This window comes from Rhizobium album (genome assembly GCF_003122325.1).
Classification (GTDB): domain Bacteria; phylum Pseudomonadota; class Alphaproteobacteria; order Rhizobiales; family Rhizobiaceae; genus Metarhizobium; species Metarhizobium album.
Genome location: NZ_QFBC01000016.1, coordinates 1 through 13,513, shown reverse-complemented (window position 1 = coordinate 13,513; position 13,513 = coordinate 1). Strand labels below are relative to the sequence as shown.

General features: G+C 55.6%; 9 protein-coding genes and 1 pseudogene. 8 read left to right on the top strand and 2 right to left on the bottom strand.

What is annotated here, in order from left to right; all coding sequences use genetic code 11:
- Window positions 1-78: 78 nt before the first annotated feature.
- Window positions 79-1,659, bottom strand: a complete 1,581-nt coding sequence (locus tag DEM27_RS25625) for an ABC transporter substrate-binding protein (protein WP_165823616.1) — start codon at window positions 1,657-1,659, stop codon at window positions 79-81.
- 177 nt (window positions 1,660-1,836) lie between these two features.
- Here DEM27_RS25625 and DEM27_RS25620 point away from each other — a divergent pair, with 177 nt between their 5' ends.
- The 5 genes and pseudogenes from DEM27_RS25620 (at window position 1,837) to DEM27_RS25600 (ending at window position 7,681) form a co-directional block, all read left to right on the top strand.
- The gene (locus DEM27_RS25620) at window positions 1,837-2,751 is read left to right on the top strand and encodes a LysR family transcriptional regulator (RefSeq protein WP_165823598.1); all 915 of its coding nucleotides are present in this window, start codon (window positions 1,837-1,839) and stop codon (window positions 2,749-2,751) included.
- 120 nt (window positions 2,752-2,871) lie between these two features.
- Window positions 2,872-3,927: a dipeptidase gene (locus DEM27_RS25615; RefSeq protein ID WP_109461091.1), complete on the top strand. Its 1,056-nt coding sequence runs from the start codon at window positions 2,872-2,874 to the stop codon at window positions 3,925-3,927.
- Between the two features lie 23 nt (window positions 3,928-3,950).
- Window positions 3,951-5,210: pseudogene (locus tag DEM27_RS25610) on the top strand (D-amino acid dehydrogenase); the annotation flags it as partial.
- Between the two features lie 363 nt (window positions 5,211-5,573).
- Complete coding sequence (locus DEM27_RS25605; RefSeq protein WP_245446110.1) at window positions 5,574-6,491, top strand: LysR family transcriptional regulator; 918 nt, start codon at window positions 5,574-5,576, stop codon at window positions 6,489-6,491.
- A 209-nt stretch (window positions 6,492-6,700) separates the two neighbouring features.
- Window positions 6,701-7,681: an MBL fold metallo-hydrolase gene (locus DEM27_RS25600; RefSeq protein ID WP_109461088.1), complete on the top strand. Its 981-nt coding sequence runs from the start codon at window positions 6,701-6,703 to the stop codon at window positions 7,679-7,681.
- A 357-nt stretch (window positions 7,682-8,038) separates the two neighbouring features.
- Here DEM27_RS25600 and DEM27_RS25595 read toward each other — a convergent pair whose 3' ends face one another.
- Window positions 8,039-8,698, bottom strand: coding sequence for a GntR family transcriptional regulator (locus DEM27_RS25595; protein ID WP_109461087.1), 660 nt, complete (start codon window positions 8,696-8,698; stop codon window positions 8,039-8,041).
- 189 nt (window positions 8,699-8,887) lie between these two features.
- On the opposite strand from DEM27_RS25595, the gene DEM27_RS25590 reads away from it, so the two are divergent.
- From DEM27_RS25590 to DEM27_RS25580, 3 genes are all read left to right on the top strand, one after another.
- Window positions 8,888-10,243 carry an FAD-dependent oxidoreductase gene (locus tag DEM27_RS25590; RefSeq protein WP_109461086.1) on the top strand — a complete coding sequence of 452 codons (1,356 nt, stop codon included), beginning with the start codon at window positions 8,888-8,890 and terminating at the stop codon, window positions 10,241-10,243.
- Window positions 10,244-10,356: 113 nt separating this feature from the next.
- Entirely contained in the window at window positions 10,357-11,679 is a 1,323-nt protein-coding gene (locus DEM27_RS25585) for an MFS transporter (protein WP_109461085.1), read from the top strand.
- A 120-nt stretch (window positions 11,680-11,799) separates the two neighbouring features.
- On the top strand, window positions 11,800-13,341 hold the full coding sequence (locus tag DEM27_RS25580) for an IS3 family transposase (protein ID WP_109461084.1): 1,542 nt from the start codon (window positions 11,800-11,802) through the stop codon (window positions 13,339-13,341).
- Window positions 13,342-13,513: the final 172 nt, after the last annotated feature.

Here is a 13,513-nt window from a genome sequence, read left to right as displayed (position 1 = left end):
AGCTTGGAACACGAACGAAATGAAGGATGGCCGGGCTCTGCTTTCCTGCCTGGCCATCCTGAAGAACTGCTATCGGCCTCAAGCTTTCTGCAAGTTCCACGCGATCGGGATCGGCGCTTTTAACATGCCCGTAATCGTTTTGCGTCTGGCTGAAGGCGTTTTGAACTGGCCGAGCGGCACGAATGGCACGGTCGTGAAGGTCCGCATCTCGATCTTTCGAGCGATGGAAGCCCTCATATCGTCAGTTCCTGCCTGAATCCAGTCGAAGCGCAATGCTTCAAGATCCGGATCGGTCGGCCAGCCCGGCCAAGTCGTCTTGCCGGTAGCCTGAAGTCCGAGATGGGTAGACGGATCGAGAATATCCGTGACATTCCAGCCGGCGTGGAAGATCGACCAGCCGCCCTTGTCGACCGTATCCATATTGGTTCGCCGAGTATAAAACGTGCCCAGATCCATCGTCTGGAGCTCGACATTCATACCGAGGCTCTTGAGAAGAGCTTCGGTGACCAGATTAGCGTTGTACAGCCACACAAGGTCGGTGGGTGCGAGCAACACGATCTTCTCGCCGTTATAACCGGCCTCCTTTATCAACTGAGCCGCTTTCTCGACATTGCCGGTCATTACCTCACCACCGACGCCGGTGGATGACGGCGTGCCGCAGAAGAACATCGACTTGCATTCGTTGTAGAGAGCCGGATCACCTGCTTCCGCCGCAAGATAATCCAGTTGACTGACCGCCATCATGATCGCCTGGCGTATCTTCACGTTGTCGAAGGGGGGATGAAGATGGTTGAAGCGGATGCAGGTTACGTAGCCGAAGTCATCGAAGGGCGTCAGGTCGATCTGCGATTCATTCTGAAGCAGTGGAAGGAGATTGGTGTCCGGGTTGTGATACCAGTCTATCTCGCCGCGAACGGCCGCGGCCGTGGCGGTCGCGGCATCTGGAATGATGTGCCACTCATATCGGTCGATATAGACTTTCTTGCCGCCGGTCGTGCCGCTTGGTTCCTCGTTGCGCGGGACGTAGCCGTCGAATTTCGCATAGACGGCGCGGTTGCCAGGCACCCACTCATCTGCCACGAACCGGAAGGGACCGGACCCGATTGCTTCGGTGATCGACGTGTTCGCATCCGTGTTGGCAATCCGCTCGGGCATAATGAAAGGCGCAGGCCCTCCAACCTTGCCGAGTGCTTCCGGCACGAGACCGAAGGATGACTTGAAGCGAAACCGCATCGTCTTGTCGTCCACCGCCGATACCTCGTCGGCGAGCGTGAACATCCGCTGGCCCAAAGGGTCTTTCTGGCCCCAGCGGCGCAGGCTTGCAACGCAATCCGTCGCACGAACGGGCTCGCCATCGTGAAACTTTAGGCCGTCCCTTAGCTTGATCGTCCAGTCTTTCTTGTCCGCCGAAGCTTCAAAGCCGTCCGCCATTTGTGGCTTAGCTTTAAGATTGGCATCTAGGCCGAATAGGGTATCGTAGATCTGATAACCGTGATTGCGGATTGGTTGTCCCGAAGTCACGATTGGGTCGATACCCGACAGATTGGAAATTGGGATAACCTTGATAACCCGTCCTTCCGCGCGGGAAATCGATGGCGCGCCCAGCACTGCGGCACTTGCTGTGCCGGCGGCGGCTTTCAGAAACGTTCTTCTCTTCATGTCGTCCTCCCCATTGCATCCTCGCCTCTTGCAGCGAACCGCTGCTCTTGCGTGTCCGATCCCGTCTCTGCGGGAACGACAATTGACACGGGTGGCAGACTGCATCTTCTTTAGCGTACGAAAAAGATGCAATGCATCTTTCGCATCGTTGCTTTCAGAGCAACAAGGGGAGCGACAATGAGAGATATTCATCCGCAGCGTCTTCGATATTTTTACGAGGTGACCGTCAGTGGCTCGATCAGGGGCGCGGCTGAACGCTTGAATACGGCGCCCTCAGTGATCACACGCCAAATCCGGCTTCTGGAAGACGAGCTCGGAGCCAAGCTCTTTGAGCGTAGCATTGCGGGCAGTGTTCCGACGGAAGCCGCGCTCGAAGTGCTCAGATATTGGAAGGCGTCACGGCTGCAACTCGAGGACCTCGAGCAGAAAATCAGCGAAATTGGTAATCTTAGTCGCGGTCACGTCCGAATTGCCGTCGGCGAAGGGTTTGCGCCCGGCTTGCAGCAGGAGGTCATCCTTCCGTTTACGGCATTGCACCCCAATATACATTTCACAGTCGAGGCTCTTGGGGTCGCAGACATTCTAGAGGCGGTCGCGGACGGCATCTGTCATCTAGGGATAGCATTCAATGCTCCCGCATCTCATCGGGTGACCTCACTTGCAGAGGTAGACGTGCCGCTACGGCTGCTGGTAAGGCCTCAGCATCCGCTTGCGGCAGCACGAGGACCGCTGACAGTTCGCAAAGCATTTTCCTATCCTCTCGCGCTTCTCACGACATCCTACGGTATCCGAAAGATCCTCGATCACATCGCTTATTCAGAAGAAGAGCAAATGATCGCTTCTATGACCACCAATAATCTGCGAATGCTGATTGACCATGCCTTGCAAACGAACGTCGGAACGTTTCTGGACCCCTTTCATGTCGCGGAGTATCTGGACGACGGCCGACTGGTCGCGCTCAAGGTCGACCATCCGTTGCTGGAATCCGGCAAAGCCTCAATGCTAGTACGCTCCGGCCAGGTTCTTCCGAGACCGGCAAAGGAGGTGATCGACTGGATCCTGGGCAGATCTCGAGTTTTCGCTCAACGCTAACCCGTTCTAATTCGAGCAACAACCCGCAGCTCCTTTTACCGCTATGACAAAAGAACGCTTTGGCGAACTTACCGGCAGTCGGCGCCGTGATCGTATTGCGCCTGTATTGGAGGCAATGACATGTCCGGTGATATCCCCGTTTTCGACGGTCATAACGACATTCTGCTGAAGCTCTATCGCAACCGGCAGGACGATCCCGTCAATGCCTTCATCCAGGGCCGTGACAGTTTTCATATTGACCTGCCCAAGGCTCGTGCCGGCGGACTGTTGGGAGGGCTTTTTGCGCTCTATTCGCCATCCAGCGACAACATCTCATTCGACGGGATGAAGGATGGACGGTATCAACTCCCGATGCCCACGCCCATGGACGCTAGCGAGGCGCGACCGCCAATCCTTGCGAAACTAGCCATTCTTCTTCGTATCGAACGCGAATCGAACGGTGCTGTCGTCCGTTGCACCTCCACCCAGGATATTCATGCGGCCCGCGATCGAGGCGCGCTGGCGGTCGTCGTCCACCTTGAGGGAGCCGAAGCGATCGACCCCGACCTCGAGTTCCTGGAGGTCCTCTATGCCTGCGGCCTGCGTTCGCTCGGGCCCGTCTGGAGCCGCAACAACATATTCGGTCATGGCGTGCCGTTCCACTTTCCGGCCTCACCGGATCTAGGCCCCGGCTTGACGGATAATGGCAAGCGCTTGATCGAAGCCTGCAACCGGATGAAAATTGTCGTCGATCTCTCGCATATCACGGAAAAGGGGTTCTGGGATGTGGCGCGCCTATCAACTGCGCCCCTGGTCGCGACCCATTCAAATGCTCACGCGCTTTGTCCTTCGCCGCGTAACCTCACAGACAGACAGTTGGATGCCATCCGCGACACCGGCGGAATGGTCGGACTGAATTTTGCGACCTGTTTCCTGCGTGCCGATGGCGAAATGCGCAGCGATACTCCGGTGGATTTGATGGTTGAGCAACTGGATTACCTGATCGAGCGGCTCGGCGAGGATCATGTCGGCCTTGGTTCAGACTTCGACGGTGCGGCGATACCCGAGGCGGTCGGCTCCAGCGCCGGACTGCCGGTGCTGATCGATGCATTACGCACCAGGGGGTACTCGGACGCTCTCTTGCGCAAAATCGGCTCGGAGAACTGGCTGTCGGTTTTGGCGCGCACCATCGATTGAAACCCGGCCGGAGGATCAACACAATGAAGGTCGTTGTTTTGGGCGCCGGAATTATCGGCGTGACATCGGCGTACGAGCTGGCCAAAGCCGGGCACGAGGTCACGGTCATCGATCGGCAGAAAGGCCCAGCGCTGGAAACAAGTTTCGCAAATGCCGGCGAGATTTCGTTCGGTTACTGCTCGCCATGGGCTGCGCCCGGAATCCCCTTAAAGGCCATGAAATGGCTCTTCATGAAACATGCGCCACTGATCCTTCGCCCAAAACTCGACACGGCAATGCTCTCGTGGATGGCCCGGATGCTAACGAACTGCACGGCCGATCGCTACGCGTTGAACAAGAGCCGCATGCTGCAGCTTTCCGACTACAGCCGAAAAGCCCTAGCCGCAATTCGCCAGGAAACCGGAATAGCCTACGATGAGCGAATGCGGGGCACGCTGCAGCTTTTTCGTACGCAACAGCAGTTGGACGCGTCGGGAAAGGACGCCGAAGCCTTGGCCGCCGACGGTATACCCTTTGAAATGGTCGACCCCGACGGCTGTGTTCGGGCCGAGCCTGCTCTTGCAAGGGTCAGAGAGAAGTTCGTAGGTGGCCTTCTGACGCCGAACGACGAGACGGGCGATTGTTTCAAATTCACAAATGCGCTTTCCGCCAAATGCCGGGAACTTGGCGTTAATTTCAGCTTTGACACGACCGTAACGGGGCTGCATATCGAGGCGGGCCGAGCAAGGGGCGTGTTTTTGGCGGGACAAGAGCGTGTCGATGCAGATGCTGTGATTGTTGCGTTGGGCAGTTACTCGCCGCTCCTGCTTCGGCCTTATGGCATCGACTTACCCGTCTATCCGGTAAAAGGCTATTCGCTTACCGTTCCGATCGTCGATCCGCTCCGATCTCCGGAATCGACTGTTATGGACGAGACCTACAAGATTGCCATCACCCGTCTAGGGGACCGCATACGGGTCGGCGGCATGGCCGAGATTTCCGGCTATAACAGCACTTTGGCACCGGCGCGTCGCTTAACTCTGGAGCATTCTGTCACAGACCTGTTCCCTGGCGGCAACATTGGCAAAGCAACGTTCTGGTCGGGGCTGAGACCTATGACCCCCGACGGCACACCAATAATTGGCGCGACAAATATCGCCGGCCTTTTTTTGAACACCGGTCATGGCACCCTTGGCTGGACGATGAGCTCCGGCTCCGCGCGATTGATCGCCTCGATCGTTCACGGCCGCGAACCGGAGATTGCTGCGGCAGAATTCGGTTTGAACCGCTATGCCACGTTAACGTCAGCGCATTTCAATAAAAACGTCCGCCGCCGTCTTTCCAGGGGACACAAGCATAGAAGATGCGCACCTAATAGCGCACGTGACCAAAGAAGCTAGTTTGCCTGCGTGCTTCTCCACCTTGAACGGATCAGACGGCGGACACGCCGGACTTAGCAAGGTCGTCGTCGCCGTGACAAGCCACGCGAACTCTGATCTTGGCGCCGCTCGTCATCGTTGTGAATGACATATTAGGTGGTGATCGCGCTTTCGGGAGATCGCGTGTAATCCCCGAAAGTCTAACTACCGCGGCATCTTTCATCTTGGAAGCGAACCACACAATCCGCTACGATGGTCGTGATCAGAGTGGGATGTCGGAGAATAAATTTGCTTGAGCGTGTGGGAGAGCTGGATGTTGGTCTTTTGCTCGCACTTGACGCATTATTGCGAGACGGAAACGTCACTCATGCGGCGGCTAGGTTGAATATTACTCAGTCTGCATTGTCGGGCCGGCTGAACAAGCTCCGGCAGATCCTGAATGATCCACTTTTTCTTCCAGCGTCGACAGGACGGGGCGTGACAGCGACGCCGCATGCTTTTGCATTAAAGCCCGAGTTGGATCAGATTATCGATCGTTTAAAGCAGTTTGCTCAAAAAGCTTACGTATTCGACCCCTCTTCAAGCGACCGGACGTTCAAAATCGCGGCTTCGGATAATCCTGCGGGAATTATCGCTCCTGACCTGCTCCCCCTCATTCACAAAAGAGCGCCCGGCATCAAGATTGCCTTCATCTTTCCGGACACTGCGATGATTGGCGAGCATCTGGAGCGCGGTGACGTCGATCTTTACATAGGCGCGGCGAATGATGCGCCGCAAGACCTGATCGGCCGCAAGCTGTTCGATGACGAGCTAGTAACGGCTCAACGGATCGGCCACCCTCGTGGGGACGGCTCTCTCTCCCTCGACGAATTCTGTTCCCTCGACCATCTGTTGATTTCGTCTCGTGGCGGTATGTTCGAGGGGGTCATCGATGGTGTTCTGGCTGAGCAAGGTCGAAGGCGACGGGTCGCGGTGTCCGTTCAAAGCTATGCGCTGGCTCCTCTGATCGTCGCTTCGACCGACTGCCTTTGCACGCTGCCTAAACGTTTGCTAGGGCGCTTCGTCCACAGCCTCGACCTTTTCGAGCCACCGATCGAGCTGGGGACGTTCGCCTTGAAATACTTTTCGCATCCGAGGATGTCAGCGGACCCCGCTCATCAATGGCTGCGTTCCATGGTCGTGGAAGCCGCCCTCGGCAATGCCTGACCGCACTTTGACATCGGCGGTAACGATACGTCGCATTGTTCATGACGATTGGTCTTCCAGATCCTGAAATGGCACTTTCCGGACGGCCCGCGGGGTCGACCTGTTCACACTGACGCAAATCGCTCGCGCTGCACTCCATCAAACGGTGCGGCGCGTCGCGGGCCGCCGGATCCAACTTAGGATCTCTCGTCTACAAAAGGATAAGAATCTTGACAAATACACGACCTCTCCTGCTTTCGACCGCTGTTGCGCTCTCAGTAGGCATATCGGCACCTACATTCGCGGCGAGCGACGCGCCTGCCGTTGCAAGCTATCAGCAAGTCACTGGAAGCTACTCTTTTCCTCTCGGCGATCTCCGGATCACAGCCCTATCGGATGGAACCGTTCCTCAGGATCTTTACAAACTCCTGATTGGAACATCTCACTCGCATACCGACCATTTGCTCGACAAGGAATTCCTGAAAAATCCAGTCGAGGCGTCGATCAACGCATTTCTAGTCCAAAGCGCCGACCGCACCGTCCTTGTCGATACTGGCTCCGGTGAGCTCTTTGGGCCGGGATATGGTGGCAAGCTTTTAGACAGCCTCGCGAGCGTCGGCGTGAAGCCTCAGGACGTCACCGAGATTCTCATCACGCATATCCACACGGACCACACCGGTGGTCTCGTTCGCGATGGTCGGCCAGCATTTCCGAACGCCACGGTGTACGTGGGCGCCCCGGATTTGAAATTCTTTCTTGATCCATCAAATGCCCGGACGACAGGGTATGCGGAACAGTATTTTGACGAGGCCGCGAAAACCATCGGTGTCTACGAAAAGCTTGGGAAAGTGAAAGCGTTCGGCGAAGGTGAAATCATTCTGCCCGGTATTAAGACTTCGCTGCACCCGGGTCACACTCCGGGCAGCGCTTTCTTCACCGTTAGCAGCAGGGACAAGTCGATGACTTTCATCGGTGACGTGATTCACGTTGCAGCGGTCCAGTTTCCTGACCCGAACGTGACAATCGTCTACGACGTGAAGCCGGAAGACGCCGCGTCGGTCCGCAAGGAGACATTCGCCGATCTGGCAAGAAGCCGCGAGCTCGTCGCGGCGCCTCATCTGCCGTTCCCTGGCGTCGGCTACGTGCGCGCTGAAGGAGCGGGATCGTTTTCTTGGCACCCACTTGAATATCGGAACCGCGCGACTCGATAGGCTGAAAGCGTTCCGCCAAGTTCGTCAGCTGTGCCTCAACCTGTGACATCATCGTAGCGATAAGATAGTGTGGAACGGCGTAGGAGTAGCAGCCCTGCGCCGCCTCCAATGGGCCCGTAAGGATGGACATGAGGAGGCCAGAAAAAAGGGCCGACCGGCCGCAATGTGGCCCACTCCGACCTGATCGTCGACAACCTTGAATCGCGTTTACGCGAGTTGTCTTTTCGGGAACATTAGACCCGTATTCATTCGAAGGTCGTTTGAGCCGCGAAAGACCTGAATGGCCACTCGGACGGCGTCGCGAACACGAAGTCCCCGATGGAAAAAGCAACGATCCTCCGAAGACCAAGTTGGAAACTACAAAGCAACGTTAGTTCGCAACGTCTTGTATGTGAACTCAGTCAGGTAGTCATTGAGTGCCAAGGACGCCGTAACTGCAGCTTGCTCGTCTCCGGCCGCGACAGCGAGGAGCGTTGTCCGATGAAGAGTCGAAGCTCGTTTTAGCTCCACGTCTGGATCATTGATGTTGGCAAACCAAAACCGTCTCGACAAACCCTGCAATGGGGCCATTGAGAGTTGAAGGTATTCATTCTGCGCCGCCTCAACGATAATTTTATGGACTTGCTTTAATTGGCCACCGAATGCGACCATGTCCCCGGCCCCAGTCAACCGCTCCAGCTCAACTGAAAGAGCCGACATAGCCTCTTTTTGCCCCGGAGTGGCCAGGAGGCAGGCCCATTTCACGGCAAGTTCCTCCACCGTCCGACGCACGGCTAACAGCTTAAATTGAGCTTCGACAGATATGGGCGGGACAATGATACCACGTCGCGGGTGAACCTCGACCATCCTCTCCCATGACAAGCGCTGCAGTGCAGACCTGACGGGATGCCGGCCCAGAGCGGTCAACTCCATGAGAGTACCTTCTGAAACCATACTGCCGGGTTTGAGCTCCTGAAATGTGATCATCCGCTCAAGTAGATCATATGCGTGGTCCGCTTTGCTGATGTCATTGGTCATTCACTTCTCCGGATTCACGTCTCGTTACATTGTTGTGGACGTAACAGATTCGGCATTCTTGCTCCATCTCACCACCGCAACCAACTGGTCCGGCTAAAAAGCCCTAGCCAATCTAGACAAACAAAATGCGAGGGCTTATCGTGACATGCAATTGATCGACAACTGAGTATATCAGCAGGAAATCTAGACATGTTTGAAGGATGGAAAATCGAGTGCACTGCCGACGCGGGCATAGACCTGCCCCAACTCGCTGACGTCGATGTCCTGGTGGTCGGAGGCGGTGCGGCGGGAGTTGCAGCGGCGACCGTGGCGGCAGAAAAAGGAAAATCGGTAGTGCTCGTCGAGCGATACGGCTTCTGCGGTGGTGCCGCCGTGGCCGGCATGTCTGGGACGATTTGCGGGCTCTACATGGCAAGCGAGAAAAGCGACCAACCTGAGCAGGTTGTCTTTGGCTTTGCCGAGCGCTTCAGGAAGGCATTGGCTGAGCGCGGCGGTTTAACGGCTCCGCAAATATACGGAAAAACTTATACAGTGACACATGATCCTCTGATGTGGCGCGAGACTGCCGACCAGTTCCTGGAAGCAGCCGGTGTTAAGGTTCTCTTCCACACCGTAGTCACTGGCGTGATCATGAAAGGCGAGACCTTTCTTGGAATTGTCGCCGAGTCCAATGCAGGTCGTACCGTAATTCGCGCCAAACGTATTATTGACGCTTCAGGCGATGCGGCGGTTGTTGCGCGGGCAGGCCATTCATACACGTTCGGCGATGATGGCCGCATTCAAAACCCAACAATGTTTTTCAGGCTGGGAAATGTGGACATGGACGCGTTCTCCGCATTTTGGGGGGAGGACACTATATGTCCACCAAAGGTCATCGATGCTATTTCTTCCGCTCATCAGAGCGGGAAATACATCCTTCCCCGCAATAAAATCTGGATCTTTCCAACGACCCGACCGAATGAACTGATGGTCAACGCCACCCGGCTGTCTGGAAGAGATGGACGCATGTTGAACGTGATTGATCCGGCAGATTTCACCGAAGCCGAGATTGAAGGGCGTCGTCAGGTAAGAGAGTATGCACGGTTTCTCGCCGAAGCTATCCCTGGCTGCGAAAACAGCTTCGTCGTAGATACGGGTGTCGAGGCGGGCATAAGACAAACTCGCTCGATCGTCGGCAGAGACACGCTCCGCAACGATGATGTGCTCACATGCCGTAAACGACCTGACGGCATTTGTCGCGTGCCATGGCCGATCGAGCTCCATAGCGGGGATAAGCCCAAGCTTCATTGGCTGTTAGACGATTACTATGAGGTGCCCTACGGCGCCCTCGTCCCTGAGCATGGCGAAAACATCATCGTAGCGGGTCGTTCGTTGAGTGCGGAGCATGAGGCTCTCGCCTCGGCACGAGTTACTGCACAGTGTTTTGAATATGGGAACGCCGCTGCTACCGCCGCCGTCATGTCGATCGAAGACGGCAGATCCTTTTCCAGTATCACTGGCGAGGAGGTTCGCGCAGAAATGGCTCGGCTCGGCAGCGCGCTCTAAAGCCACCGATACCGGTTCGCACAACTCTCGGTCTCAGAAAAAATTCAATGGAATCTTCGTCCCAGTAGCTCTTGGACGACGAAGGCCCGTGTTTGCAATTGTGGAGGAAGAAAATGAAGTCAATACCTTACCGCTGGGTGATCGCGATCACTCTATTCGCAGCCTACAGTATACAATACTTGGACCGGGTTAAAACGAACGTCCTGAACCCCGTTATCGCCCATGACGTGGGTCTCTCAGTAAGTGATCTTGGAACGGGAGCATTTTTGATGCTTTTGTTTTATGGGCCTTCGCAATATGTCTCCGGGATTTTAACCGACAAGTTTGGGGCCAAGCGCATTTTGATTTTCTCGGTTATCGCCTGGTCAGTGATGACGGCGTGGATGGCACACATTCAATCGAGAGATGAGTATTTTTTCCGAATGGCTTTGTTTGGCGCTCTCGTGGGAACCGAATATGTGCCTTCGGCGCGAATCCTCATGCGATGGTTCAATAAAGAGGGACGGGCCCGTGCTCAAGCACTTCTCTCCTGGGCATGGATTTTGACGCCTGCATGGGCGAGCGTTTTCGCAACGCAGTTCGCACATGCGGCTGGCGATTGGCGAATTGTTTTCTATGTGACCGCGGCATTCGGGGTTGTTCCCCTCGTCATGATTGCGCTCTTGGTTTTTGACAGGCCGGAGCACTATAAAAAGGCGACGCCAGCGGATTTGGAATACGCCTACCGCGACGAGATTGAGCGCGGCGATATCCGTGAAGGTTCTTACGGAGACGCTCAGAAGCAAATCCTTGAAAAGCACGACATCAAGTTCTTGGACCTGTTCAAAAATAGAAGCTACGTGGCGGTGATCTTCGTGGATATCGTCATGCAGATCACACTCTACGGAGCTTTGACGTGGATACCGCTCTACCTCTCCGACGTTTTCCATTTTAAGCTTCAGGAAATGGGACTGTGGAGCGCGCTTTATTTTGGTGCAGGTGCAATTGGAAGTTTCTCATCCTCGTACCTTTCCGACAAAGTCTTCAGCGGCAATCGCAGGATTATGATTCTAACCTGCTTCATCGGACTCGCACCGTTTGTCTTTTTGCTTGCTACTCTCAACGAGGCTCATCCCGGAATGCTCGCCTTCTGCCTTTGCGGCATGGGATTCTTCGGCAACATGGCATGGGGGCCCTTCCTTGCTGTCCCTGCAGAAATTTTCACCCCCGAAGTGTACGGAAAAGCTATGGGATTCGTGAATGGCGCCGCCTACACGGTTGCGGCATTCAGTGCAAAAATATTTGCGGCATTGGTTGTGGTCAACGAGGCCGGCAAGGACTACTCGATGGGCTGGGTGTTCATCGGAGCATGTGTGGTGATGGGCATAATTGCCGCAAGTTTTATCCACACAGGATCCGGCAAAACGCAGGCTGTTGGTCGGACCGCAAGGGCCTAAAGACCGCTGAACAAACCTTAGATTTCGGCCTTCAGCTTCTGTTGGATGTGTTTCGGCGTGGAAGATTGGACGCCGATAAGGGAGGTGCGGACGAATTCTTGGACTAACAGGAGATAGTTCATGTATTCGTACGAAGACCGCATGAGGGCCGTGCAGCTCTACATCAAGCTCGGCAAACGCGTGAAGGCCACGATCCGTCAGTTGGGCTACCCGACGAAGAATGCTCTCAAGCATTGGTGTCGCGAGTACGAACGTGGTCACGTCTTGGCGGCGGGCTATGTACGCACCAAACAACGGTATTCGGATGAGCAGAAGCGGATTGCCGTCGAGCACTATCTGAGCCATGGCCGTTGCCTGGCATGGACGATGAGGGCGCTTGGCTACCCTTGCCGTCAAAAGCTCTCGGCCTGGATCGATGAATATGATCCCGACGCCAAGCGGCGGGTCGTTGGCAACATCGTAACCATTACGCCTCGATCGGACCAACAGAAGCGAACGGCCGCGATTGATTTGTGCTCTCGTCGTGAGAGTGCACGCTCGTTGGCTCAGGAGGTAGGCGTCAGCCGGCAGACGCTGTACAACTGGAAAAACCAGCAACTCGGTCGTGAGGTTCCTGCATCCATGACACGCCGCCGCGATTTACCACCGACAGCCAGCCGTGACGAACTGGAGCGCGAACTCGAGGCGCTGCGCAGAGATGTGCAGCGCCTGCAACTCGAACATGACCTGCTTACGAAGGCCAACGAACTCATAAAAAAAGATCTGGGCATCGACCTGCGGCTCCTGGCAAATCGGGAAAAGACACTGCTGGTTGATGCCCTGCGACCAACATATGCATTACCCGAACTCCTCACGCGGCTTGAGTTTGCCCGCAGCTCCTATTTCTATCACCGGTCTCTGCTTTCCCTCGATGACCGATACGCAGAGCTTCGCCAGACCATTATGACGCTCTTCGAAACCAATCGTAATTGCTATGGCTACAGACGCATTCACGCGGCACTGGTCAGGAGAGGAGAACAGGTTTCCGAAAAGGTCGTACGCCGCCTGATGAAGCAGGAACAGCTTGTCGTGGCTACGGTGAAGCGGCGTCGGTACACCTCTTATCAAGGCGAACTGGACGCCGCGCCGGAAAATCTGGTCAATCGTGATTTCCACGCTGCGGTGCCAAACGAGAAATGGCTCACCGATATCACCGAATTCCAGTTGCCGGCGGGTAAAGTGTATCTGTCGCCGATGATCGACTGCTTCGACGGGTTGGTGGTCAGTTGGTCTGTTAGCACGCGTCCGGACGCCGAACTCGTCAATACCATGCTTGATGCCGCAATCGAAACGATCAGCGATAGTTCCGAGCGTCCCGTCGTGCATTCTGATCGGGGTGCCCATTATCGCTGGCCTGGCTGGCTGTCGCGCATGCACAATGCTCAGCTTGCCCGGTCCATGTCACGCAAAGGATGCTCACCTGACAACGCGGCCTGCGAGGGCTTCTTCGGACGGCTCAAAAATGAGATGTACTACTATCGCGACTGGATCAACACGACGCTTGAAGACTTCATGCAGCAGTTAGATTCCTATATCCGGTGGTACAATCACCATCGCATCAAAATCTCACTCGGTGGCCTGAGCCCCTCGGAATACCGCCGGAACCTCGGAATTGTAGCATAGGCAGTCCAAGAATTCGTCCGCACCTCCAAGGGGTCAACATTCCGAACGATGACGTAATTGCTGCCGGCATGTCCCAGTCTCCTCGATGGTGGCAGATTGGTCCCAGTGACAACGGGAGGACATCACAGTGAAACAGTATGTCGGATTGGACGTCTCACAGAAGGAAACTGCT